The organism is Streptomyces rimosus (assembly GCF_008704655.1).
In the GTDB taxonomy this organism is placed as follows: domain Bacteria; phylum Actinomycetota; class Actinomycetes; order Streptomycetales; family Streptomycetaceae; genus Streptomyces; species Streptomyces rimosus.
On sequence record NZ_CP023688.1, the window covers coordinates 1,894,544 to 1,919,220 of the forward strand.

At 73.5% G+C, this 24,677-nt stretch carries 22 protein-coding genes; 12 read left to right on the forward strand and 10 right to left on the reverse strand.

What is annotated here, in order from left to right; all coding sequences use genetic code 11:
• Window positions 1–207: 207 nt before the first annotated feature.
• From CP984_RS07775 to CP984_RS07810, 8 genes are all read left to right on the forward strand, one after another.
• Entirely contained in the window at window positions 208–1,677 is a 1,470-nt protein-coding gene (locus tag CP984_RS07775) for a catalase (RefSeq protein ID WP_003987115.1), read from the forward strand.
• 343 nt (window positions 1,678–2,020) lie between these two features.
• Entirely contained in the window at window positions 2,021–2,755 is a 735-nt protein-coding gene (locus CP984_RS07780) for a hypothetical protein (protein WP_003987114.1), read from the forward strand.
• Between the two features lie 72 nt (window positions 2,756–2,827).
• Window positions 2,828–3,532, forward strand: a complete 705-nt coding sequence (locus CP984_RS07785; RefSeq protein ID WP_003987113.1) for an ABC transporter ATP-binding protein — start codon at window positions 2,828–2,830, stop codon at window positions 3,530–3,532.
• On the forward strand, window positions 3,529–5,232 hold the full coding sequence (locus tag CP984_RS41205; RefSeq protein ID WP_030183138.1) for a DUF6297 family protein: 1,704 nt from the start codon (window positions 3,529–3,531) through the stop codon (window positions 5,230–5,232). The genes CP984_RS07785 and CP984_RS41205 overlap by 4 nt, the downstream gene beginning before the upstream one ends.
• A gap of 86 nt (window positions 5,233–5,318) precedes the next feature.
• Window positions 5,319–5,960 (forward strand): SDR family oxidoreductase, encoded by a 642-nt coding sequence (locus CP984_RS07795; protein WP_003984266.1) that lies wholly within the window; start codon window positions 5,319–5,321, stop codon window positions 5,958–5,960.
• Window positions 5,957–6,487, forward strand: coding sequence for a GNAT family N-acetyltransferase (locus CP984_RS07800; RefSeq protein ID WP_003984267.1), 531 nt, complete (start codon window positions 5,957–5,959; stop codon window positions 6,485–6,487). Before CP984_RS07795 ends, CP984_RS07800 begins: the two co-directional genes overlap by 4 nt.
• A gap of 107 nt (window positions 6,488–6,594) precedes the next feature.
• Window positions 6,595–7,635, forward strand: a complete 1,041-nt coding sequence (locus tag CP984_RS07805) for a CopD family protein (RefSeq protein WP_003984268.1) — start codon at window positions 6,595–6,597, stop codon at window positions 7,633–7,635.
• Between the two features lie 61 nt (window positions 7,636–7,696).
• Window positions 7,697–8,071, forward strand: a complete 375-nt coding sequence (locus tag CP984_RS07810; RefSeq protein WP_003984269.1) for an MmcQ/YjbR family DNA-binding protein — start codon at window positions 7,697–7,699, stop codon at window positions 8,069–8,071.
• A 68-nt stretch (window positions 8,072–8,139) separates the two neighbouring features.
• On the opposite strand, the gene CP984_RS07815 is transcribed toward CP984_RS07810, so the two are convergent.
• Together CP984_RS07815 and CP984_RS07820 are read right to left on the reverse strand one after the other, a co-directional pair.
• Window positions 8,140–9,894 carry an AMP-binding protein gene (locus CP984_RS07815; protein ID WP_003984270.1) on the reverse strand — a complete coding sequence of 585 codons (1,755 nt, stop codon included), beginning with the start codon at window positions 9,892–9,894 and terminating at the stop codon, window positions 8,140–8,142.
• Entirely contained in the window at window positions 9,891–11,681 is a 1,791-nt protein-coding gene (locus CP984_RS07820) for an AMP-binding protein (RefSeq protein ID WP_078586871.1), read from the reverse strand. Before CP984_RS07820 ends, CP984_RS07815 begins: the two co-directional genes overlap by 4 nt.
• A gap of 93 nt (window positions 11,682–11,774) precedes the next feature.
• Between CP984_RS07820 and CP984_RS07825 the strand changes: the two genes are divergently transcribed.
• The gene (locus CP984_RS07825; protein ID WP_003984272.1) at window positions 11,775–12,617 is read left to right on the forward strand and encodes a helix-turn-helix domain-containing protein; all 843 of its coding nucleotides are present in this window, start codon (window positions 11,775–11,777) and stop codon (window positions 12,615–12,617) included.
• Between the two features lie 64 nt (window positions 12,618–12,681).
• Here the strand turns inward: CP984_RS07825 and CP984_RS07830 are convergent, their stop codons facing one another.
• The 6 genes from CP984_RS07830 to mgtA form a co-directional block, all read right to left on the reverse strand.
• The gene (locus CP984_RS07830; RefSeq protein WP_003984273.1) at window positions 12,682–13,029 is read right to left on the reverse strand and encodes a PRC-barrel domain-containing protein; all 348 of its coding nucleotides are present in this window, start codon (window positions 13,027–13,029) and stop codon (window positions 12,682–12,684) included.
• A gap of 135 nt (window positions 13,030–13,164) precedes the next feature.
• Window positions 13,165–13,347 carry a 4-oxalocrotonate tautomerase DmpI gene (dmpI, locus tag CP984_RS07835; RefSeq protein ID WP_003984274.1) on the reverse strand — a complete coding sequence of 61 codons (183 nt, stop codon included), beginning with the start codon at window positions 13,345–13,347 and terminating at the stop codon, window positions 13,165–13,167.
• A 115-nt stretch (window positions 13,348–13,462) separates the two neighbouring features.
• A complete protein-coding gene (locus CP984_RS07840; RefSeq protein WP_003984275.1) occupies window positions 13,463–14,425 on the reverse strand; it encodes a LysR family transcriptional regulator in 963 nt (320 codons plus the stop codon).
• 113 nt (window positions 14,426–14,538) lie between these two features.
• Window positions 14,539–15,747 (reverse strand): GNAT family N-acetyltransferase, encoded by a 1,209-nt coding sequence (locus tag CP984_RS07845; protein WP_003984276.1) that lies wholly within the window; start codon window positions 15,745–15,747, stop codon window positions 14,539–14,541.
• A gap of 31 nt (window positions 15,748–15,778) precedes the next feature.
• A complete protein-coding gene (locus tag CP984_RS07850) occupies window positions 15,779–16,609 on the reverse strand; it encodes an MgtC/SapB family protein (protein ID WP_003984277.1) in 831 nt (276 codons plus the stop codon).
• Window positions 16,610–16,675: 66 nt separating this feature from the next.
• Window positions 16,676–19,417, reverse strand: a complete 2,742-nt coding sequence (gene mgtA, locus CP984_RS07855; RefSeq protein WP_003984278.1) for a magnesium-translocating P-type ATPase — start codon at window positions 19,415–19,417, stop codon at window positions 16,676–16,678.
• A gap of 573 nt (window positions 19,418–19,990) precedes the next feature.
• Between mgtA and CP984_RS07860 the strand changes: the two genes are divergently transcribed.
• Complete coding sequence (locus CP984_RS07860) at window positions 19,991–21,004, forward strand: endonuclease/exonuclease/phosphatase family protein (RefSeq protein WP_032921670.1); 1,014 nt, start codon at window positions 19,991–19,993, stop codon at window positions 21,002–21,004.
• Window positions 21,005–21,010: 6 nt separating this feature from the next.
• On the opposite strand, the gene CP984_RS07865 is transcribed toward CP984_RS07860, so the two are convergent.
• Window positions 21,011–21,484: a winged helix-turn-helix transcriptional regulator gene (locus tag CP984_RS07865; RefSeq protein WP_003984280.1), complete on the reverse strand. Its 474-nt coding sequence runs from the start codon at window positions 21,482–21,484 to the stop codon at window positions 21,011–21,013.
• A gap of 69 nt (window positions 21,485–21,553) precedes the next feature.
• Here CP984_RS07865 and CP984_RS07870 point away from each other — a divergent pair, with 69 nt between their 5' ends.
• On the forward strand, window positions 21,554–23,143 hold the full coding sequence (locus tag CP984_RS07870; RefSeq protein ID WP_003984281.1) for an MFS transporter: 1,590 nt from the start codon (window positions 21,554–21,556) through the stop codon (window positions 23,141–23,143).
• Window positions 23,140–23,466: a hypothetical protein gene (locus CP984_RS07875; RefSeq protein WP_003984282.1), complete on the forward strand. Its 327-nt coding sequence runs from the start codon at window positions 23,140–23,142 to the stop codon at window positions 23,464–23,466. The genes CP984_RS07870 and CP984_RS07875 overlap by 4 nt, the downstream gene beginning before the upstream one ends.
• Before the next feature lie 14 nt (window positions 23,467–23,480).
• Here the strand turns inward: CP984_RS07875 and CP984_RS07880 are convergent, their stop codons facing one another.
• The gene (locus CP984_RS07880) at window positions 23,481–24,674 is read right to left on the reverse strand and encodes an XdhC family protein (protein ID WP_003984283.1); all 1,194 of its coding nucleotides are present in this window, start codon (window positions 24,672–24,674) and stop codon (window positions 23,481–23,483) included.
• Window positions 24,675–24,677 lie beyond the last annotated feature (3 nt).

The window sequence follows — 24,677 nt, forward strand, 5'->3', positions numbered from 1 at the left end:
GACTTCCCGGCGGCGGCGCCGACACCTGTCCTGTCGCGCCCAGGCGCCGCCGCCGGGAAACCCCTCCGAGCGCGCCCGAAATGCCGCTCTCTGCCCCGTCCGAGCACCACCCCGCAACTTTTCAACAAAGTGTTGACGGTGATGGGGGTGCTCCCTACGCTCCAACATGCGGAAGCCGACTTCCGCGCTCTCGTACGGAAGGTCACCATGCCGAAGCCCACGACGACGCGCCGTCTCACCACGGAAGCCGGCGCCCCGATCGCCGACAACCAGAACTCCGCCACCGCCGGCGTCGGTGGCCCGCTGCTCCTCCAGGACCAGCACCTCTTGGAGAAGCTGGCCCGCTTCAACCGCGAGCGCATCCCGGAGCGGGTGGTGCACGCCCGCGGCTCGGGCGCGTACGGGTACTTCGAGGTGACCGACGACGTCACCGCCTTCACCCGCGCGGACTTCCTGAGCGCGGTCGGCCGCCGCACCGACCTGTTCATCCGCTTCTCGACCGTCGCCGACAGCCTCGGCGGCCCGGACGCCGCCCGTGACCCGCGCGGCTTCGCGGTCAAGTTCTACACCGAGGAGGGCAATTACGACCTCGTCGGCAACAACACCCCGGTCTTCTTCATCAAGGACCCGCTGAAGTTCCCGGACTTCATCCACTCGCAAAAGCGCGACCCGTTCACCGGCAAGCAGGAGCCGGACAACGTCTGGGACTTCTGGGCCCACTCCCCCGAGGCCACCCACCAGGTCACCTGGCTGATGGGCGACCGCGGCATCCCGGCCTCGTACCGGCACATGAACGGCTACGGCTCGCACACGTACCAGTGGACGAACGCCGACGGCGAGGGCTTCTTCGTCAAGTACCACTTCAAGACCAACCAGGGCGTCCGCTGCCTGAGCAGCGACCAGGCCGCGGAGCTCGCGGGCAAGGACCCCAACAGCCACCAGACCGACCTGCTGCAGTCCATCGAGCGCGGCGTGTACCCGTCCTGGACGCTGTATGTGCAGATCATGCCCGCGGCCGAGGCGGCGGACTACCGCTTCAACCCGTTCGACCTGACGAAGGTGTGGCCGCACGCCGACTACCCGCTCCAGCGCGTCGGCCGGATGGTGCTCGACCGCAACCCGGACAACGTCTTCGCCGAGGTCGAGCAGGCCGCGTTCTCGCCGAACAACTTCGTGCCCGGCATCGGTCCGTCCCCGGACAAGATGCTCCAGGGCCGGCTGTTCGCCTACGCCGACGCGCACCGCTACCGCCTGGGCGTCAACCACACCCAGCTGCCGGTCAACGCGCCGAAGGCGACCGTGGCGAACAACTACGGCCGGGACGGCCTGATGGCGTCCAACGCCTACGGCCGGCACGCCAAGAACTACGAGCCCAACTCCTACGACGGTCCCGTGCAGTCGGACCAGCCGCTGGCCGCGCCGTTCGCGCTCACCGGCCACACCGGCACCCACGCGGCCCCGGCACACACCAAGGACGACGACTTCTTCCAGGCCGGCGAGCTGTACCGGCTGATGTCCGAGGACGAGAAGAACCGCCTGGTGGCGAACATCGCCGGCGGCCTGGCACAGGTCTCGCGGGACGACGTGGTCGAGAAGAACCTCGCCCACTTCCACGCCGCCGACCCGGAGTACGGCAAGCGCGTCGAGGCGAAGGTCCACGAGCTGCGCGAGGACTGAGCCCCCGGTCAGCGCGAGGGCCCGACGGGAGGTCCGGCCCATCGCGCGCCCGTGCCGGCCGGTCCGCTGAGGGGTGGCCGGCCGGCACGGCACTCCCCCGAACCCCGCCCGGCGGCGCGATCGTCCTGTCGCGCCCGACTCCCGTGCCGCCGGGCGGCACCACCACGGCGCCGGTGCGGGCGGAACCGCGCACGGTGTCCGTACGATTTGGGTGAAAGCCGGACCCCCGCGCATATCCCTGCGGTATGGTCGGCCTCCCACCGTGAGCCTCCCCCCAACGCCCGCTGGGGGACCATGGACGGCAACGGAATCTGTCTGCCGACCTACCTGCCGGGAGCCGATCATGGCCGACAGCGTGCCGGTGCGCTGCCCGACGTGCCGCCGCGAGAACGCCTTCACCCCGCCCACGTTCCCGTGCGCCTGCGGGGCGCCGCTGACTCTGCCGGTGCTGCGCGGTGGTGTGCCGGTGGAGATCGTGCACCGTACGTGGCAGAGCTCCTGGGTGGAGGTGCGCTGTGATACCTGCGGGCGGCTGGACGAGTGGCCGGCGCCTGAGTCGGGCTGTGTGTGCGGAACGGTGGTGCGCGTTCCCGTCGTCCCCGTACCGACCCCGCCCCCGCCGAACCCGCCGGCGCCCGGCAGTTCCCTCGCGTCCTCGGCCGGGCCGCCCGGCCCGCCGCCGGTGCTGCGGCCCGCCTTCCGCCCGGTCACCATCCGTACGGCCCGGGACTGTGTCACCGCCGCCGCCCAGTACCTGAAGTGGCTCGGCTTCACCGATGTCCTGGCGGCGCAGGAACGCAGCGCGTCCGGGGTGGACCTGCGCGGCACCGGCGTGGTGGCCCAGGTGGACCCGACGACCCGGGCGACCAAGCTGCGGGAGATCGAGTGCCTGTGGCTCAATGGTCTCAACGACTCCGCGATCGCGGTCTGCTTCTCCCTGGCGGGCTACTCCCGCGACGCCCGCGCCCGCGCCGACGAACTGCACCTCCCGCTGTTCGTCATGGACCTGACCGGCACCCCGCAGCCGGTCAACGATCCGGCCGATGAGCTGATCAGGGACGGCGCCACGAGCCGGTAGGGGCGGCGGCCGGCCACCGCGGCGGTGCTGGTTAGGGTCGGTGGGTCCCCGACCAGCGTACGGAGAGGCTCGATGACGGCCAGGAACGGCGCGGACGCGCTGCTGCAACTGCGCGGTGTCAGCCGTCGCTACGGCGACCGGCAGGCCCTGCACCCGATCGACCACGACCTGGCCGCGGGCCGCTGCACCGCGCTGTTCGGGCACAACGGGTCCGGCAAGTCCACGCTGCTGCGGATCGCGTGCGGCCGGGACGCGCCGACCGGCGGCCGGGCGCTGTTCGCGGGCCGTACGGTCGCCGAGGACGACCCGGAGGTACGGGCGCGGGTGGCGGTGGTCGGCGACAGCGTGGCCTGCTATCCGGATCTCACCGTCCGCGAACACCTCGAACTCGTCACGGTCGCGCACGCGGTGGACGACGCCCCTGCCTGGATCGACCAGGTGCTCGCCGACCGGCGGCTGGCCGACCACGCCGACGCGCTGCCCAATGCGCTTTCTTCCGGTCAGCTGCAGTCGCTGCTGCTGGCCGCCGCGCTGGTACGGCCGCGCGACCTGCTTGTCCTGGACGAACCGGAACAGCGGCTCGACCCCGGCGCCCGCGCGCGCCTGGCCGCCCTCCTGGTCGCGGAGAAGGAGGACGGCGTGGCCGTCCTGCTCGCCACGCACCAGGCCGAGCTGGCCGAGGAGGTCGCCGACCACATGATCGCGCTGGAGGACGGCCGGGTGATCGAGCAGGGCACTCCGGCGGAGGTGCTGCGGAAGCTGGGTGTGCGCTCATGACGGCGCGGGGTACGGAGACGGATTCGCGCGCGGCGGAGGAGGAGACCAGCGATCCGGCCGTCTGGAACGAGCAGGAGGACGACCGCACCGTCGAGACGCTGCGCTGGCTGCGCGACAAACGCCGGGCGCACCAGCGGCAGCGCCGCCGCGACCGTGCCGTCCTCGCGTACTGCGTGGTGCTCGCCGTCCTCGGCTACGGCGGCGGCTACGCCTTCCGCTTCCTGCGGTCGCTGAAGATCGGCGCGGACCACGGCAGCCTCGGCGCGGACCTCCAGCGCACCCTGCCGGGCGCCTTCGTCGTCGTCGCCCTCGCACTGGCCGTGCTCGCCGCCCGCGACGCGCTGTGGCGCGGACCGGTGGTCGTGTCCGGGCCGTCCGCCGGCTGGCTGCTGGCACAGCCCGTACGGCGCGGCGCGGTGCTGCGGCCCGCCTTCCGGATGTCCGCCGTACTGGCGATGGCCGCGGGTGCGCTCGCCGCGACGGCCGCGGCCGTCGTCCTGCACGTCACCGGCCTGGCCTCCTTCGGCGGCGCGCTGGCCGCGCTGTTCCCGGCCGGGGTCTGCCTGCCGCTGCTGGCCGTATCGCTGGGCATGGCGGTCGAGCGCAGGTCACAGTCGGCACGCCTCGTACGGCGGCTCACCGCGCCTGCCGCCCTTCTCCTGGCGCTGGCGGCCGGGCAGACGGCGCTGGCCTTCGGCGGCCACCGCTGGGCGCCTGTGGAGTGGGCCGAACTGTGGTCCGGCCCGTGGGGCTGGGCGGCACAGCCGGTGGTGGCGGTCACCGGCGGGCAGGCCCCGGGCTGGCCCGTCGCGCTCGTACTCCTCGCGGCCGTCACCGCCGCCGCGGCCGGGTACGCGCACCGGGACGCCGCGCACGTGCCCAACGCCCAGCTGCGGGGCCGTGCGGCGACGGCCTCGGCCGTCACGTCCGGAGTGTTCGCCCTGGAACTGCGGGCCGCGAAACTGGCCGTCCTGGAGGCGGGCGGCGACGCGCCCAAGCGCCGGGTGCGGCTGCCGGCGCCGCCGCACCGGTATCTGATCGTGGTGTGGCGCGACCTGCTGGCCCTGCTGCGCATGCCGGGGCGGCTGGGGCGGGCGGTCGCCTGGACGGCCGCCGCGGCCGCGGCGGTGGGCCTCGGCGCCGGGCCGGTCGCCGAGCGGCGCGTGCTCGGCCTGGCCGTAGGGCTGCTGTGCGGGTACGCCGCGGTCGGTGCCCTGGCCGAACCGGCGCGCCTGGAGACGGACGACGCGCGACGCGCCGCTTGGTCGCCGTTCCGGCTGCGGACGCTGATGCTGCACCACGCCATCGTGCCGGCGGCGCTCGGCGCGCTGCTGGGCCTGCTGGCGGCCGTACCGTACGCGCTCGCCGGTGCCGGGTGGGCGCTGCTGCTGATGCCGCTGTGCGCGGCGCCGTTCGCCGCGGCGGCGGTCTTCGGCGCCTGCCGCGGCCCGGCCCGCACGGACCTGCTGTTCGTCGGCGGCGCCACACCGATGGGCGGCCCCGGCCCGTTCCTGTTCGCCGCCTGGTACGCCGCCGGTCCGCTGGTGTCGGTCACCGGCCTGACCCTCGTCCTGAACCCGGCCCTGGCCCACGGGCCGGATGCGCGGTCGGTGCTCCAGGCGGGCGTCATGGCGCTGGTGCTGACGGCCGGTCTGCTGTTCTTCGCCGGGCGGTCGGCGAGCCGGCTCGTACGGCACTGAGCCGTCCGGCCGGGAAGGAAACGGCCGCTCCGGCGGTTGTGTCCGGCCGTGACGGCCGACCACAGGGACGAGGAGCCGAGGCCCGTATGAAGGTGATCGTCATCGGAGCGAGCGGGGTCATCGGCAGCGCGGTCGCCGACGAGCCGGCGGGGCGCGGGCACACGGTCGTACGGGCCTCGCGGCGCGGGCCGGTACGGGTGGACATGGAAGATCCGGCGTCCGCGGACGCGCTGTTCGAGGACCCGGCCGTGCGCGGCGCGGACGCCGTGGTCTGCTGCGCGGCGAGCGGGCGGCTGACGCCGCTGGACGAGCCGTCCGACGCCGAATTCACCCGTGGTCTGCACGGCAAGCTGCTCGGGCAGGTGCAGCTGACCCGGCGCGCGCTGCACCACCTACAGGACGGCGGGGCGGTCGTGCTCACCAGCGGCCGGTTCGACGAACCCACCCCGGGCAGCGCGTTCGCCGCGCTGGTGAACACGGGGCTGGACGCCTTCGCACAGGCCGCGGCACCCGAGATGCCCCGCGGGCTGCGGCTGACCGCCGTCAGCCCCGGCTGGGTCGGCGAGACCCCGGAGCGGCTGGGCATGGACCCGTCCGCGGGCACCCCGGCCGCCGAACTGGCCCGTACGTACGCGGACGCCGTGGAGGGCCGTACCGCCCGACCCGGCACCCGTACCCGGGAAAATCGGCTGCCGTACGCCCCGCGACCTGCGACGGTGCTGCCATGAAGGCATCCGGCACCCGCCCCGACCCCGTCATCCGTCCGGCCGCCCCCGGCGACCTCCCCGCGCTGCGCGCCATCGAGCGCGCGGCCGGGGAGGCTTTCCGCGCCGTGGGCATGGATGTGATCGCGGACGACGAACCTCCGTCGCCCGCGGAACTGACCCGCTGTCAGCAGGCGGGACGGGCCCTGGTCGCCGATGACGGAGCGGCGGACGGCGCGCCGCTCGCGTATCTGCTGTGGGAGCCGGTCGACGGCTGCGCCCACATCGAGCAGGTCTCGGTCCACCCGGACGCCGCCCGCCGCGGCCTCGGCCGGGCGCTCATCGAGCGGGCGTGGCAGGACAGCGGGCTTCCGGCGCTGACCCTGACGACGTTCGCGGGCGTTCCGTGGAACGCCCCGTACTACGCCCGTATCGGCTTCCGTGTCCTCGCCGAGGCCGAACTGACGCCCGGCCTGCGGGAGATCCGCCGCCGGGAGGGCGAACTGGGCCTGGACCGGTGGCAGCGGGTGTGCATGCGCCGGGACGGCTGAGGGCCGGCGACCGGCGTCACATACGGCTCACGGGCCGGTGGCCTGGTTGTGTGACCTGCGCGGGCGCCCGGCTTGCCGGTGTTCCGGCCGCCGGGGACGATCGCCGGATGAAGCCACCCCGACCGGCGTCCCGGCCCCCTTCCCGCCCCGGTTCCGGGGATCTCGGCGAGCAGTCCGCCACGGACGCGGCGGCGGCCCGCCTCTCCCCCGCGCGGCGCGTCCTCGCCGTGGCCGCGTCCGTCACCGTCGCCGTCCTCGTGCCCCTGCTCGGTACGGGGCTCGTGGTCGACGAGTCGTACGAGATCCGGTTACCCGGTGACGGGGCCATCGCGCTGCTGCGGGCGGTGCTGCTGGCCGCGCTGTGCGTGCACGTCGGGGAGTTGGCGGGGGTGCGGCTGGCGCGGCGGGTGGCCGGGGCGTCGGCGGGGCTGCCGCGGTCGTGGGCGGTGCGGGCCGCGTGGGCGGGGGTGGCGGCGGCCGTGGGGCAGTTGCTGCTGGTGGCGGGGAGCGGATCGCCGGTGGCGGGGCTGTCCGGGCCCGCCCTCGTCGAGGCGTACGCGACCCGGCCGGGCCTGCTCGCGCTCCTGGAGGCCAACGCCTTCCTGCTGGCCGCCCTGTGCGCCACCTCCAGACGCCCGGGGTGGGCGGTCGTGCCGCTGGCGGCCATCGTGTTCGGCGAGGCGCTGCGGGCCCACCCCGAGCCGTACACCCCGGAGATCGGTACGGCCCTCACCCTCGTGCACCTGACGGCGACCACGCTGTGGACCGGCGGGCTGCTGCACGTGCTGCGGACCCGGTGGCGGTGGCGGCACGACGCGGCGGCCGGGCGCGAGGTGCTGACGCGGTACGCGCGTCCTGCGGCGCTGCTGTTCGCCGCGATCACCGCGACCGGCGTGTGCAGCACGCTGCGCCGGCTGCCGCTCGCGGAGGTGTTCACCTCGGGGTACGGGCGTGTGCTGCTGGCCAAGCTGGTGCTCGTCCTGATCGTGAGCGGGCTGGCGCTGGTCGCGCGCGGGCGGCTGCGGCGGGAAGCGGCCGTGCCGGGCGCGGCCACCCGGCCGGCCCGTGCGGAGCTGGTGGCGCTGGCGGCGGTGGTGCTGGTTTCCGCCGTTCTGACGGCCGTACCGCTGCCGCCCGCGCCGCTCTAGCGTGCCCCGGCACCGCACGGGGGCCCGGGGGCCGGGACCGGCGGCGCGCCATAATGCCTGCATGTTCGATGCCAAGCGGCTGCGGGCCGTCTGTCTGGACTTCAACGGGGCGGTCGAGGAGTTCCCCTTTCCCCGGCACCCGGAGGTGTCCACGTTCAAGGTCGGCGGAAAGATCTTCGCGCTGGCCACTCTGGACGCCGTGCCGCTGGCCGTGAGCCTGAAGTGCGACCCGGAGCTGGCCGAGCGGCTGCGCGCCGCGCACCCCGAGATCGTGCCGGGCTACCACCTCAACAAGCGGCACTGGAACACCGTCTCGCTGGCGGGGGCGCTGGACGACCGGCTCGTCCTGGACATGATCGAGGATTCGTACGACCTGATCGTGGCGCGGCTGCCGCGCGCCCAGCAGCTGGCGCTGGACTGGCCGGGCCGCGCCTGATCCCATGGCGCGCGGCCCGGCCGTACCGTTGCAGACGGCTTCTTACGTCTGGTTCGTACGTGTGGTTCTTACGCCTGGGCGGCCTCGACGGGCCCCGCGGCGCCCGCTTCCGTCGGCCGTACCGGGGCCGCCGTCGGCTCCGCCTCCGCCGCCAGCCGCGCCGCCAGCCGCTCCCGCAGCTCGATCTTGCGGACCTTGCCGCTGACGGTCATCGGGAAGGCGTCGAGGACGTGTACGTAGCGCGGGACCTTGTAGTGCGCCAGCCGCGAGCGGCAGAAGCGGGCCAGTTCGTCGCGGGTGAGGCCGGCCGCGGGGTCGCGCAGGATGACGCAGGCAGCGATCTCTTCGCCGTACTTGGCGTCCGGGACGCCGACCACCTGCACATCCGCGATCTTCGGGTGGGTGTAGAGGAACTCCTCGATCTCGCGCGGGTAGACGTTCTCCCCACCCCGGATGATCATGTCCTTGATGCGGCCGACGATGCGCAGATAGCCGTCGTCGTTCATCACCGCCAGGTCACCGGTGTGCATCCAGCGCTCCGCGTCGATCGCCTCGTCGGTGCGCTCCGGCTCCTCCCAGTAGCCCAGCATCACGCTGTAGCCGCGGGTGCACAGCTCGCCGGGCTCGCCACGTGGCACGGTCGCGCCGGTCGCCGGGTCCACCACCTTGACCTCGATGTGCGGCAGCACCCGGCCCACCGTGCCGGTGCGGTGCGCCAGGTCGTCGTCGCGCCGCGTCTGCGTGGAGACCGGCGAGGTCTCGGTCATGCCGTAGCAGATGGAGACCTCGGCCATGTGCATCTCGGAGACGACCCGCCGCATCACCTCCTCCGGGCACGGCGAGCCCGCCATGATCCCGGTGCGCAGCGACGACAGGTCGAACGTGGCGAAGTCCGGATGGTCCAGTTCGGCGATGAACATGGTCGGCACGCCGTACAGGGACGTGCAGCGCTCCTGCTCGACGGCGCGCAGGGTGGCCGCCGCGTCGAAGGCGGGCGCCGGGATGACGATGCAGGCGCCGTGCGAGGTGGCCCCCAGGTTGCCCATCACCATGCCGAAGCAGTGGTAGAAGGGCACCGGCAGACAGACCCGGTCGTGCTCCGTGTAGCCGACGGTCTCGCCCACCCAGAAGCCGTTGTTGAGGATGTTGTGGTGGGAGAGGGTGGCGCCCTTCGGGAAGCCGGTGGTGCCGGAGGTGTACTGGATGTTGACCGGGTCGTGCGGCGACAGCTCCTTCGCGCAGGCGGCCAGCCGCTCGTACGGCACCGTCGCGCCCGCCGCCAGCAGCCCGTCCCAGGTCGGGTCGTCGATGTAGATCACGTCGCGCAGCGCCCGGCTCTCGGCCCGCACCTGCTCGATCATCCGCCGGTAGTCGCTGGACTTGTGGGCGACGGCGGAGACCAGCACGCTCATCCCGGCCTGCTTGAGCACATACGCCAATTCGTGCACACGGTAGGCCGGATTGATGTTGACCATGATGGCGCCGATGCGGGCGGTGGCGTACTGCACCAGCACCCATTCCGGGCAGTTGGGCGCCCAGATGCCGACCCGGTCGCCCTTGCGCACGCCCTTGGCCAGCAGGCCGAGCGCCACCTCGTCCACCGCCCGCCCCAGCTCCGCGTACGTCCAGCGGCGCCCGCCCGCCACGTCCACCAGCGCCTCGCGGTCGCCGAAGCGACTGATCGCGCGCTCCAGGTCGGCGCCGATGGTGCGGTCGAGCAGCGGCCGGCCGGTCTCGCCCCGGGCATACGCCAGGTGGTGACCTGCCGCGGCGCTCTCCCGGGGTCCCGGCGGGTGGCCCGGCGGCCTGCTCATGTCGGTCATCGGTGGTCTTCCTCTCGGTACTCGGCGGCGCCCCCGCCCTGCTCGGCGGTGCGCTCGCGCAGCTCCACGCGACGGATCTTGCCCGAGACCGTCTTGGGCAGGTCCGCGAACTCCAGCCGCCGCACGCGCTTGTACGGGGCGAGCACCGCCCGGGAGTGGGCGAAGAGTGCCGCCGCGGTCTCGGGACCAGGTTCCCAGCCGGCCGCCAGCACCACGTACGCCTTGGGCACGGCCAGCCGGAGGGGGTCGGGCGCGGGCACCACGGCGGCCTCGGCCACCGCTTCGTGCTCCAGGAGTGCGCTCTCCAGCTCGAAGGGTGAAATCTTGTAATCAGATGCCTTGAACACGTCGTCGGCCCGTCCCACGTACGTGAGGTAGCCGTCGGCGTCGCGCGAGCCGATGTCGCCGGTGCGGTAGTAGCCGCCGGCCATCGCCTCGGCGGTGCGGTCCGGGTCGCCGTGGTAGCCGGTGGTCAGGCCGACCGGGCGGGCCGACAGGTCGAGGGCGATCTCGCCCTCGTCGGCGGGCTCGCCGGTGACCGGGTCCAGCAGCACGACCTCGAAGCCGGGCAGGGGGCGGCCCATGGAGCCCGGTTTGAGGGGCTGCCCGGGGGTGTTGGCGACCTGGACGGCGGTCTCGGTCTGCCCGAAGCCGTCCCGGATGGTGACGCCCCACGCCTCCCGCACCCGCTCGATGATCTCCGGGTTGAGCGGTTCGCCGGCCGCGACGATCTCGCGCGGCGGGTTCTTCAGCGCCGTCAGATCGGCCTGGATGAGCATCCGCCAGACGGTGGGCGGCGCGCAGAAGCTGGTGACGCCCGCCCGGTCCATCTCGGCCATGAGCCGGGCCGCGTCGAAGCGGGTGTAGTTGTGGATGAAGACGGTGGCCTCGGCGTTCCAGGGGGCGAAGAGGTTGGACCAGGCGTGCTTGGCCCAGCCCGGCGAGGAGATGTTCAGGTGGACGTCGCCGGGTTTCAGGCCGATCCAGTACATGGTCGCCAAGTGGCCCACGGGGTACGAGGTGTGGGTGTGCTCGACCAGTTTGGGGCGGGCCGTGGTGCCGGAGGTGAAGTAGAGCATCAGGGTGTCGTCGGCGTGGGTGGGGCCCGTGGGCTCGTACGTCTCGGGGGCGGAGTACGCGTCCTCGTAGGCGAGCCAGCCCGCCGCCGCTGCTTCCTCGCCACCGCCGACCGCGATCCGCGTGTAGTCGCCGGGTACGTCCGCGAACTTGCCGATGTCGTCGCCCCGTACGAGCACATGCCGGGCCCGGCCGCGCCGCACCCGGTCGGCGAGGTCGAGCGGGCCGAGCAGCGGCGTGGCGGGGATGACCACCGCGCGCAGCTTCATCGCGGCGAGGGCGGTCTCCCACAGCTCGCTCTGGTTGCCGAGCATGACCACGATCCGGTCGTCGGCCCGTACGCCCTGCGCGGCCAGCCAGTTGGCGGCCTGGTTCGAGCGGCGGCGCAGTGCGTCGAAGGTGTGGCGGGTGTGGGTGCCGTCCTCCTCGACGATGTGCAGGGCGGTGCGGTCGTTGCCGTCGGCGATGCGGTCGAACCAGTCCAGCGCCCAGTTGAAGTACGCGGGCCGGGGCCAGGTGAAGCCCTTGCGCGCGCCGTCGTAGTCCTCGCGATGGCGCAGGAGGAAATCCCGGGCCGCGCGGAACGCGGCGGTCGGGCCGGTGCCCGTGGGCCGCTGATCGTCCGCCGCTCCCGTCACCCCCGTAACCGGCGCAACACCACCCCTATCGCCCGTACCGCCCGTCACACCTGTCTCTTCGGTGTCCGCCATGTGTCCTCCTCATTGCCGCACCGCCTACCGCCATCGTGTAATCAGTGACGCAGGTCTCACCACCCCCGAACGGGGGGAAGCGGAGGTTTCGGCGTGCGGGTCGAGTCAGAGTCCGGCGGGTCCGTGGACGTACGGGCGGCGCTGTCGCGGCTGCGGCGGGCGAGCGGGCTGCCGGTGGCGTTCGGGGGGCTGCGGTCCGGCACCGGCCGCTACCGCATCAGCGAACTGGCGGGCACCAGATCCGCCGCGCTGCACGGGCTGGCCATCCGGCACGGCAACGGCCTCGGCGGCAAGGCCGCGGTCCTGACCCGGCCCTTCGCGGTGACCGACTACCACTCCTCCCCCGTGATCAGCCACGAGTACGACGCGGCGGTGGCGGCCGAGGGCCTGTACTCCGTGCTCGCGGTGCCGGTCGTGGTGCGCCGCCGGGTGCGCGGCGTCCTGTACGGGGCGCTGCGGCACCCCGTACAGCTCGGCGACCGCTCACTGTCCGCCGCGATGGCCGCCGCCCGCGAACTGGAACAGGCCCTGCTGCTCCAGGACGAGGCACAGCGGCTCCTGTCGGTCACCCGGCAGCCGGCCTCCGCCGACCCGTCGATGTGGGAGGAGGTACGCGAGGCACACGGCGAGCTGCGCGCGCTCGCCCAGCGCATCGCGGACCCGGCCCTGCGCCGGGAACTGCTGGCGGCCTGCGGACGGCTGGCGGCGGCCTCCTCCCCCGAACGCGGCACGGAGGACCCGGTCCCGCTGGCGCCGCGCGAGGTGGACGTCCTGGCCTGCGTGGCCACCGGCGCGACCAACGCGGTGGCGGCGGAGCGCCTGGGCCTGCGCCCGGAGACCGTCAAGAGCTACCTGCGCTCCGCCATGCGCAAACTGGGCGTGCACTCCCGCCTTCAGGCGGTGGTGGCGGCGCGGCGGGCGGGGGTGCTGCCGTAGCCCGTGGAACGTGACGGCGGGTCCGGCCGGGGTGGCCGGCCGGACCCGTGTGTGGTGCGTGGTGTCACTTGTGGTGCGGCTGGTAATACCGCCCCAGCTGCTCGTGGTAGTCGGGGTTGCCGAGGTGCTTCTCCTTGTCGAACTCCGGGGAGTTCTTGATCTCTTCCTTGGTGCGGGAGACGAAGATCTTGCGTTCGGCGGTGTCCACCGACGCGATGACACCGGCCGGCAGCAGGACGCTCTTGCCGAAGATCCAGACGCCGGTGTCCACCACGATCCAGGCGGAGCCCACTTCGTCGGAGTGCTTGTCGACCTTGCCGATATGGCCGTCGGTGGCCTCGACCTTGTACCCGACGAGGTCCGTGCCCGCCGTGTGCCCGGCGGAGGCGGGGTAGCCCCAGATGTCGGTCATGGAGAGCTCCTTCGCACGATCGGGAGTCGCAACACGGCGCCGGGTGCCCGGGGGCACGGCGGCCAAACGGCGGCGCGGCGCGGTGCCGTGACTTCCGGCCACCGCGCCGCGCCGCCGCTTCCGGCCGCCCCGCGCCTACTTGTCGGCGGTCAGCTTCCCGGCCGAGCCCCAGCTGTCGGTGGGCACCTCGTGGATCCACACCTGCACGCTCTCGGCGGGTACGTGCAGCGCGTCCACGAACGCGTCGGTGATCTGCCGGACCAGCTCGCGCTTGAGCTCGGTGCTGCGCGGGCCCTGCTGAACGGTGACGACGGGCATGACGGGACTCCCCTCACGGCGGCGTTCGCCCGGCCGTTCCGGGCGCCTCTTCCGCATGCCTCCAGTCCATCCGGAGCGGGCCCGGTGACCAAGAAGCAGTCCGCGCTCGCTGCGATCACGGATCGAGATCGTGCGCGGCGGCCGCGCACGCCGTGAGCAGCGCGTCCAGGCACGCGGGCGGCGCGGTGCGGTGCACGGCCAGCGCGGTGGTCAGCGTGAGGGGCGTACGGAAGGGGCGGAAGGCGACGCGCGAGGTGCGCAGTTGGCGGGCGTGCGCGGCGTACACCACGGTCCAGGACGGGTCGGCCGGCCCGGCGGCGCCGATCGCGGCCAGGTTGTCCTGGAGCGAGCCGGCCGGCGGGCCCGGTACGGGTACGGGCTCGAAGCCCGCGTCGTGGCAGGCGGTCAGCACGCGGTCCACGAGGGCCGGATTGGTACGGCGGGCGGTCAGCCGCAGCGGTACGGCGGCCAGAGCGGCCAGATCCACACCCTCGGCCTCCTCCGGCCCGGTGGCCGCGAGAGGGTGCGCGGCGGGCAGGACGGCCACGAGCGGGTCCGGCCAGAGCGGTACGTGGCGGAGCGCGCCGTCAGTGCCGGCATTGTCCGCATCCAGGCCGTCCGCGCCATCGCTGCCCGCGTCCCGTACGAACGCGGCGTCCAGTTCGCCCTTGGCCACCCGGTCCAGGCGTTCGCGCGTCGGCGCGGAGACCAGCTGGACGCGGAGGCCGGGGGCGAGACGGGCCAGGGCGTCCAGTACCCGGTCCAGGTGGTCGCCCAGGCCCGCGCTCGTCCCGAGCCGCAGGGTGCTGCGCCGGGTGCCGACGAGGTCGGCGACGACGGCGAGCGCGCGTTCCTCCGCGGCGAGCAGGGCCCGCGCCTCGGGCAGGAACCGTTCTCCGGCGGCCGTGAGCCGTACCTGCCGCGCCGACCGGTCGAACAGGTCGGCGCCCACCTCCCGCTCCAGCCGCCGCACCTGCTGGCTGACCGCCGACTGCACGATGTGCAGCCGCTCGGCGGCCCGCCCGAAGTGCAGCTCCTGCGCGACCGCGACGAAATACCGCACCTGCCGCAGCTCCACGCCGCCCTCCCCCGTCCGTCCGTACGGGGCCATTGTCGCGGAGCGCGGGGGCCGGGGGCCGGTCGCCCCTCGGTGGTCCCCCAGCGGTTCGGCGCTTCCTCCGGACGGCCCTCTCAGTAGTCCTCGCCCGTGAACGGCAGGTACTCCGTTTCCAGCGCGGCGTCCAGCAGGCGGGCCGCGCCGGGTGTACGTTCCTCCACCAGTCCGGCCCGCGCCAGCCGCCGTACCGGGGTGCCGCCGAGGTAGCAGGACGCCAGGTCCCGTACGTCCAGGGCCAGGTCTGCGGGGGCGTCGGCGGGCTCGTACGTGGCGCCGGACGGGTCCGCGGTCAGGCGGAAGCGGCCGGCGTTGGCGGGCAGTGTGGCATCGCGGACCTCCAGCACCAGGTCGACGGGCGCGGCCCACGAGCGGGCCTTCAGCGCCTCGGCGACGTCCACCAGCCGCAGCCACAGCGCGGGCCACTGGCCGGTGACGCGCACCTGGTCGCGGTCGGCGGCGAAGAGCAGCAGCGGATCGTCGGCGGCCACCGCCCAGGCGCGCACCTTGCGCGTCAGGTCGATGGAGGCGAGGTACGTCCAGAGCGCCGCGGCGGCGGGCGCGTCGGCCGCCGCCATCTCCTCGACGGTGACCGTGCCCTTCTCCCCCGCCCGGTAGATGGCGTATCCGACGGCGGGCGCGTCCTTGTCACCGAGGACGACGATGCGCGACGGGCCGTCGTCGTCATCGTCGTCATCGTCCTGGGCGAGCACCGAGCGCCGCCACCACGCCTCGTCGCGGGCGAGCCGCCCGGCGTGCCGCGCCCGGCTCGCCTCGTACAGCGGCGCGATCACCGGTACCGCGTCCTTCGGGTCGAGCAGCCGCAGCGGGCGCCGGTCGGGGGTGATGCGCAGGTCCAGGGGGCGGCTGGAGTCGATCTCGACGCTGTACGCCTCGGTGGCCGGGCCGAAGCCGAAGCGCCCGTAGATCGCGTCCTCCGACGCCCACAGGCAGGCCAGCGGGCGGCGGTCGGCGGCGCAGCGGCGCCACAGCCCGTCCATCATGGCGGTGAGCACGCCGCGCCGCCGGTGGGTGGGTGCGACCGATACGAAGTCCAGCGCGGCGGCGGGCAGTTCTCCGCCCTGTACGGAAAGGCCGAGGCGGTGCGCCGCGGTGAAGCCGACGATCTCCTCGCCGTCGTACGCGCCCACCCGCGCGCAGTCCAGCAGCATGTCGCGCTGACGCTTGCGGGTGGCGTCACCGGTCTTGGAGTGGAAGGCGAGGTCGGCGAGTTCGAGAGCCCGGTCGATGTGCGCTTCGGGGATGTCCCGGATGTCCGTGGTCACTCCGCGACGCTAACCCGGGCCCCGCCCGCCGTCACCCGGTTTTCCGGGGCGGCCGGTCCCGGTAGCCGGAGCCGGGATTCCCGCCCTGCCTCCGGTCGTAGTCCCCGTCGAATTCCTCCTCGTCGCCGTCCGGGTGGTTCAGCACGGTCCAGCTCACCGCCGACACCGCGGGCTCCAGCGAGAGCCTGCTGACGGCCTCTTCGAGCAGGCTGTCGTCGCGCCGCTCGGTGGTCAGCTCGGCGGCGACGGTGACCTTCGCCGGCGTACCGTCGTCCGCCCGTACGGTGCCGTCGTCCCGGCTGTGCACCGCCCTCAGCCGGAAGCCGGGACGGCTGACGGCCTGTACGACCAGTGCCCGGATGTGCGCTTCCTCGGGCTCGGTGCACACCGCCTCGAAGTAGTAGTCGGTGGCGACCTCGGCGCCGCCGCCGGGCCCCCGGTCGAGCCGGCGGCCCAGCGGGCGCAGCACCAGGTTCGCGCCGACCACCCCGGCCGTGCCGAGCGCCGCGACCACGTACAGCCCGGTCCCCGCCAGGGCGCCGACCGCGGCCGAGCACCACAGCGTGGCCGCGGTGTTCAGGCCGCGTACGTTCAGCCCGTCGCGCATGATGACGCCGGCGCCGAGGAAGCCGATGCCGGAGACGATCTGCGCGGCGACCCGCGATCCGTCGTAGCCCGTGGTGCTGGTCGCCGCCGCGAAGCCGTACTGCGAGAGCAGGACGAAGAGCGCGGCACCGGCGGCGACCAGCGCGTTCGTGCGCAGACCCGCCATTCGGGCGCGCCACTGCCGCTCCAGGCCGATGACCGCCCCGAATCCCAGGCCGGCCGCGATGTTCGCGGCGAGCTGCCATTCGTTCACCATGATCCGCGCTCCTCCTCGTGCGCCGGTGCGGGGCCGCCCGGGGCGGCCCCCTTTCTCATCGGCGGTTCACAGCCAGGTGTTGAACCGGCGGATGTACCAGGTCTTCACGCCCTGGGTGAGCAGGCAGTACGCCAGCAGCGTCCCGGCCAGCCACGGGAAGTAGCCGAGCGGCAGCGCCTGCATGCCGAGCGCCGTGGCCAGCGGCGAGAACGGCAGGGCGATGCCGAACGCCATGACCAGGGCGGTCATCAGCAGCACCGGCCAGGTGGCCCGGGACTGCACGAAGGGGATACGGCGGGTGCGCAGCATGTGCACCACGAGCGTCTGCGTCAGCAGCCCCTCGACGAACCAGCCGGACTGGAACAGCGCCTGGTGCGCCTCGCTGTCCGCCCCGAAGACATGCCACATCAGCAGGAACGTGGTGATGTCGAAGACCGAGCTGGTCGGTCCCAGGACGAGCATGAAGCGGCCGATGCCCCGTGCGTCCCAGGCGCGCGGCTTGCGCAGGTACTCCTCGTCCATCCGGTCCCAGGGCGTGGCGAGCTGCGAGATGTCGTAGCAGAGGTTCTGTACGAGCAGCTGGGTCGCCAGCATCGGCTGGAAGGGGATGAACGCGGAGGCGGCCAGCACCGAGAAGACGTTCCCGAAGTTCGAGGAGGCCGTCATCTTGATGTACTTGATAGTGTTGCCGAAGGTCCGGCGGCCCTGGAGGACACCCTGTCCGAGGACGGTCAGGTCCTTCTCCAGCAGGATGATGTCGGCGGACTCCTTGGCGATGTCCACGGCGGTGTCGACGGAGACACCGACGTCCGCCTCGCGCAGCGCCGCGGCGTCGTTGATGCCGTCGCCGAGGAAGCCGACCGTGTGCCCCGCCTTCTGCAGGGCGCGCACGATCCGGGCCTTCTGTACGGGGTTGACCTTGGCGAACACGGTGGTCGTCCGGACCAGTTCGGCCAGGTCCGGCTCGTCGAGCAGGTCCAGGTACGGGCCCGTGACGACGGTGCCCGCCTCGATGCCGACCTCGGCGCAGACCCGCGCCGCGACCGCCTCGCTGTCGCCGGTGACGACCTTGACGGCGATGCCACTGTCGGCCAGGGTCCGCAGCGCCTCGGCGGCGTCCGCCTTCGGCGGGTCGAGGAAGCCCAGGAAGCCGCGCAGGGTCAGCTCCGCCTCGTCCGCGACGCTGTACACGCCGTCGCCGCCCTCCGGGAACGTACGGGTCGCCACCGCCAGGACCCGCATGCCCTGCCGGTTGTGGTCCTCGGCGGCCCCGGCGACCTGACGGCGCAGCGCGTCGGTCAGCGGCACACACTGCCCGCCGTCGGCGAGGTGGGTGCACAGCGCGAGGACTTCCTCGACCGCGCCCTTGGTGACCATGAGGTGCTCGTCGGCCGGGCCGTCGAGCCCGTTGCGCCGGAGCACCACGGACATCCGGCGCCGCGCGAAGTCGAAGGGGACCTCGTCGACGAGCGTGAAGCGGGCGTCGACGACCACCTCCTCGGCCTCGTGCATCCGGGCGACGACGGCCTGGTCCATGGGGTTGCGCAGACCGGTCTGGAAGTGGCTGTTGAGGTAGGCGTACTCCAGAACCTCTCCGCTCCCGTCCCCGTCGCCGTCCTGCCTGCCGTACGCGTCGAGGCAGCGGTGCAGCACCACGCGGTCCTCGGTCAGCGTGCCGGTCTTGTCGGTGCACAGCACGTCCATCGCGCCGAGGTTCTGGATGGCGTTCAGGTGCTTGACGACGACCTTGCGCCGGGCCATGGCGACCGCGCCGCGCGCCAGGTTGGTGGTGACCACCATCGGCAGCATCTCGGGGGTCAGGCCCACCGCGACGGCCAGCGAGAAGGTCACCGCCTCGGCCCAGTCGCCCTTGGTCAGCCCGTTGATGGCGAACACCAGCGGCACCATGACCAGCATGAAGCGGATCAGCAGGAAGCTGACCTTGCGCACCCCCGCGTCGAAGCCGGTCTCCGGCCGCTCACCGGCCAGCGAACCGGCCATCGACCCGAAGTAGGTGTCCGCCCCGGTGGCCACGACCACGCCGGTAGCGGTGCCGGAGGTGACCGACGTGCCGGCCAGCACCAGGTTGTCCGCCTCCACCGGGTCGGCGCTCCCGCCGTGGTCCCGCGCCGGGGTGTCGGCCTTGGCGACGGGCAGCGACTCGCCGGTCAGCGCGCCCTGCGCGACCATGAGGTCCTTGGCGGACAGCAGCCGCAGGTCGGCGGGTACGAGGTCACCGGCCGCCAGCTTGACGACATCGCCGCGCACCACGTCCGCCACCGGGATCTCCATGGTGGCCGGCGGCTGCGTCCGGCCGGGCCGGCGCTGCACGGCGGTGGTCGTGGTGACCAGGGCGCGCAGCGCGGCGGCCGAGCTGTTCGAGCGGTACTCCTGCCAGAACCGCAGCAGCCCGCTGATCAGCACCATCGCGCCGAGGATCGGGATCTTCGGGTCGAAGGGCTCGGTGTCCGCGGCCTGGAGCCACTGCGCGTACATGACGACGGCCAGGGCGGCGAGGACGAGGATGAACGGGTTCCAGAACGCCTTGGCCAGCTGGACGTACCAGCGCGGGGCGCGCTCGTGCGCGACGACGTTGGGCCCGTCGTGCTCCAGGCGCGCCACGGCGTTGTCGTGGAGCAGCCCGTCGCGGACGGTCCGCAGGTCCTGAAGGACGCGGGAGACCGGACGGGCGCTGACGCCGGCCAGGTGCGCGGCGACGGCGCGGGTACGGGCTTCGAGTTCGGCGGCCCGGCGCTCCCGGCGGCGGCCCGGCGGCGCGAGCTTCTCGGGGGTGAGCAGGTTGGTCATGACGAAACCTCCCTCCGTACGGGCGCGCGGCGGCGCCGGGGCATGGCGGCATATCGGCATGACGGCATGCCCCGGTGGCGCGCGGCGCCGGAACGGGGAATTCGGCGATCGTGAATTACGGGGTTACTGAATTACCGCAGGCACGGAAATGCGGGCACGCCGGAATACGCCGTGGCGCGGCGGTGCGCATTTCGCGCATGCCGGCAGGCGTGGACGTACGGGTATTCCGTACGGAGAAGAGAGAAACGCAGGGCACGACGACCGGGCAGGACCGTACGCGATGACGAGGCGCATCGCCCCCGTCGGTCACCCACGGCGAATTCACCGGTCAGCCGGTCGGCCGATACAGGTCAGCCGGCCACTGCAACGCTGCGGCAAGGACTTCCTTCGGGACTCATCCCGATCACCTCCTTGCTCGCGCGGACACAAACCGGGTGCCGTGCGTTCCGGCACCCACACCACCGAATAATGCCATACGACCCCGGCCGTTCCCTCCCCCTTTCGGCCAAGAATTCCCCAAGCACCGGTGTGATACGGCTCGCACCCGGCCGCCGGTACGGCACCATCGTCTGCATGGTGACGGGAAATGCCACGGCCGCGCGCACCGGTACGGGTACGGATACGGGCGGGGCACCACGGCGGCGGGCGGCCCGGGCCGGCGCGGCCCTGCTCCTGCTCGTCGTCACCGTGCCCCTGGCGTTCCGCGCCGCCGGCTCGGACGGCCCGACGCCCGTCCCCCAGCTGCTCGCGTTCCTGCCCTGGCTGCCGGTGCCCGCCGGGCTCGGCCTGGCACTGGCGTTCGCGGCCCGCTGGCGGCGCGGCCTGTTCTGGGCCGCCGCCGCGCTGCTCGTCACGGCCGCGTTCGTCCGGCCGTACGGTGCCGAGGCCCCCGCGCCGCACGGCCCGGCCGTCGCCCGCCTGCGCGTACTGACCGCGAACCTCGAATTCGGCCGGGCCACGGACGGGCTGCTCGCCACGCTGCGCCGGGAGCGGCCCGACCTGGTCGCGGTCCAGGAGTGCGACCCGGACCGCTGCGCCGCCGCCCTGGACTCCGCGCCCGTCCGCGCGGCCTACCCGTACCGCCTGCTCGCGGGATACGGAGCGGCCGAGGGCTCCGCCATGCTGAGCCGGTTCCCGCTCGCCCGGGACGGCGCGGTCGCGGGCGAACTGGCCATGCCGCGCGCGGCCGTCACCGTCGCAGGGCAGCGCCTGCGCTTCCAGGTCGCCCATCCGATGCCGCCGCTGCCCGCCTCCCTGGACACCTGGCGCACCGAACTCGGCCGCCTCCGCGCCCTGGCCGCCTCCCGCGGCCACGAACCCCTCATCGTCGCGGGCGACTTCAACTCCTCCCAGGACCACGCCGCCTTCCGCGCCCTCCTCGACACCGGCCTGCGCGACAGCGCCCGCCTGGCAGGCCACCCCCGCGCCCCGTCCTGGCCCTCCTGGACGGCTCCCGTACTGGGCGTCCAGATCGACCACGTACTGATCAGCGACGCGCTGCGCCCCCGCGCGGCACGCTTCCTCGACCTGCCGGACACGGATCACCGGGCGCTGCTGGTCGACCTGGACCTGTACTCCGCCCGGTGAGGCCCCCTACTCCCGTTCGCGGCGGTCGTACGCGGCGCGCGCCTCGGCGATCTCGCTCTGGTGCACCTCGGTCCAGGTGACCAGCGCCTGGATGGTGTCGTGCAGGGTCGCGCCCAGCGGCGTCAGTTCGTAGTCCACCCGGGGCGGCACGACGGGGTGCACCGTACGGCGGACGAGGCCGTCGCGTTCGAGCTGGCGCAGGGTGACCGTCAGCATCCGCTGGCTGATGCCGTCCACCTCGCGCCGCAGTTCGGTGAAGCGCAGCGTGCGGCGGTCCAGGAGCGCGATGACGAGCAGCGACCACTTGTCGGCGACCCGGTCGAGGATCTGCCGGACCTCGCAGCCCTCCCGTACGTCCCACTGCCGGGCGTCGTAGTCGCATCCCTCGCCGGGAGCGTGGCCGTGCGTGCCGTCGCCGCACGCCTGGGCCGGGTGGGTTACTCCGGTGTGCCCGGGTGACTTCGAAGTGCCTTCTTCCATGGTCGTACACGGTGCCGGAGGATGCGGTCGGTAACAAGAGGTAACCGACCTACGCGGAAGGAACCGGCCATGAGGCCCACCACCACGGCCCCGCCGCCCGGGGACGGCACCCGCATGAGCGGCCGCACCTGGGGCGTGCTGCTCGTCCTGTGCGGCGCGATCTTCCTGGAGGGGATCGACATCGCCATGCTGAACGCGGCGCTTCCGTCGATCCGGGCCGAACTCGGGCTGAGCACCGGCGAGTTGCAGTGGGTGATGAGCGCGTACGTGCTCGGCTACGGCGGCTTCATGCTGCTCGGCGGGCGGGCCGCCGACCTGTTCGGACGGCGGCGGATGTTCCTGCTGCCGCTCGCCGTCTTCCTCGCCTTCTCCGGCCTGGGCGGCCTCGCGGGCAACGGGTGGACACTCGTCCTCGCCCGGTTCGTGACGGGCGCGTGCGCCGCGTTCATGACCCCCGCCGGGCTGTCGGTCATCACCACCGGCTTCCCCGCCGGCCCGCACCGCACCAAGGCGCTGCTGGTCTACTCGGGCACCGGGGGCGCCGGCTTCTCGGTCGGCCTGGTCGTCGGCGGCCTGCTGACGGCGGCCGACTGGCGGTGGGTGTTCTTCGCCCCGGTCGTCCTGGCGGCCCTGATCCTCGCCGCGGGGCTGCCGCTGCTTCCGCGTACGGAGGAAGCCCGTACGGAGGATGCCCGTGCGGTGAGGCCGCGTACGGCGAGGCCGCGTGCGATGAGGCCGCGCACGGCGAGGACGCCTCCGACTGAACCGGCCGGAGCGCGCCCGGGGTGTGGCCGCCCGCCCCGCACGCACCTGGACCTGCCCGGCGCACTCACCGTGACCGGCTCGATCCTCCTGTTCGTCCTGGCCGTCGAACGCGCCACCCACGCCCCGCCGGTACAGACCGCGGCCGCCCTCGCCGCTTCCCTGATCCTTCTCCTCGCGTTCATACGGATCGAGCGGCGCTCCCCCGCCCCGCTGGTGCGGCCCGGCATCTTCCGTACGCACTCGCTGGTCCGCGCCAACCTCACCGGAGCGCTGTTCACCTGCGGGTTCTTCGGGTTCCAGTTCGTCGTCGTGCTCTACCTGCGCGAGCTGCGCGGCTGGTCGGCGCCGGAGACGGGCCTCGCGATGCTGGCCTTGGGCGCCGACGCGGTGCTCGCCCCCGTCCTGACGCCCCGCCTCGTGCGGCGGTTCGGCAACGCGCGGGTGATCCTCGGCGGCCTGCTGCTGGCGGTCCTCGCCTACGCCGCGTTCCTGCCGCTCGGCACGGACCGCGCGTACGCGGCGATGTTCCCCAGCCTCCTGCTGATCGGCATCGCCTTCGCACTGGCCTACGGCCCCCTGACCATCGTCGCCACGGACGGCATCGACCCCGGCGAACAGGGCCTGGCCGGCGGCCTGCTCCACACGTCCTTCCAGTTCGGCGCGGCCCTCGGCCTGTCGGCGACAACAGCCGCCATGTCCCTCGGCGGCCCCGACCCCCTAACCGCCTACCGCACCGCGCTCCTGGTCCCCGTCCTGTCCGCCGTACTCGCCGTCGTCGTCAGCCCGCGGGGCCGCGCTGCCCCCGTGCAAGCACCCCACTCGTCCCGACCCGTAGCCTCAAGCGACCACGCACCGCAGCAGCCCCTGGCGCGGGAAGGAACGAACAACGGATGACACGCCCCTGGCGCAAGCTCGACCTGTCCGCGTGGGTCTCTCCAGCCGCCACCGGCCGCTGGTCCTGCACGCGCTGCGGCGCCGAAGCGTGCTCCTATCGCTACCGGATTCACCCGCCCGCATCTCCCCGGTACGAGCGCTGCGTCGGACTGACGTGGTGCACGCATTGCCGCGTCTACTCGGCGGCGCTGATCCACGTACCGCATACGACGCACCTGGACGACGAATCCATGCCGCCGGCCCGGCCTGGACAGGACGAGCGGCCCGGCGCCTCAGAGGTCCAGGTGCTCGACCATGTGGACCGCCTCCTGTCCGGCCCGTGACGCGGCGCCGTCCCTCACGCCGCCGAAACCGGCCCCATCCTCTCCAACGCCGTCGGCGCATCATGATGAATCGGCGTATGCGCGCCGGTGAGCGGCGTGCCCGTGCCGCCGCGGCGGTTGGCGATGATTTCGGCGGCGATGGAGAGGGCGGTTTCTTCGGGGGTGCGGGCGCCCAGGTCGAGGCCGATCGGTGAGCGCAGGCGGTTGAGTTCGAGTTCGGTCAGGCCCGCGGCGCGGAGGCGGTCCAGGCGGTCGAGGTGGGTGCGGCGGGAGCCCATGGCGCCGACGTAGGCGACCGGTAGGCGCAGGGCGCGTTCCAGGAGGGGGACGTCGAATTTGGCGTCGTGGGTCAGGACGCACAGCACCGTGCGGGCGTCGAGGTCCTGGGTTTCGAGGTAGCGGTGCGGCCAGTCGACGACGATCTCGTCCGCGTCGGGGAAGCGGGCGCGGGTGGCGAAGACGGGGCGGGCGTCGCAGACGGTGACGTGGTGGCCGAGGAACTTGCCGGCGCGCACCAGGGCGGCGGCGAAGTCGATGGCGCCAAAGACGATCATGCGGGGTGCGGGGACGGAGGATTCGACGAGGAGGGTGACGGGTTCGCCGCAGCGCGAGCCGTCGGCGCCGACCTCGACGGTGGCGGTGCGGCCCGCGTCCAGGAGGGCGCGGGTCTCGTGGAGGGCGGTGCGGTCCAGGTCCGGGTGGCCGCCGAGGGTGCCGGTGGCGGTGCCGTCCGGGCGTACGAACAGGGCGTGGCCCAGGAGGTGCGCCGGGCCGCGGACGACCCGGGCCACCGCCGCCGCCTCACCCGAGGCGGCGGCGGCCAGGGCCGTGGTGATGACGGCGGCGGGCGCCTCGGACTCGGCGGCGGCATCGCGCCCCGGTTCCTCCGCACCGTACGGTCGTACCGGAGTGATCAGGATGTCGATGACGCCTCCGCAGGTCAGGCCGACCGCGAAGGCGTCCTCGTCGCTGTAGCCGAAGCGCTCCAGAACCGTTTCCCCGGTGCGCAGCGCCTCCTGGCACAGCTCGTAGACCGCGCCCTCCACGCAGCCGCCGGAGACCGACCCGACCGCGGTGCCGTCGCCGTCCACGGCCAGGGCGGCGCCGGGCTGGCGGGGGGCGCTGCCGCTGGTGGCCACGACCGTGGCCACCGCGAAGGGGCGTCCCTGCCGGGCCCACCGGTGCAGCTCGTCGGCGATGTCCAGCATGTC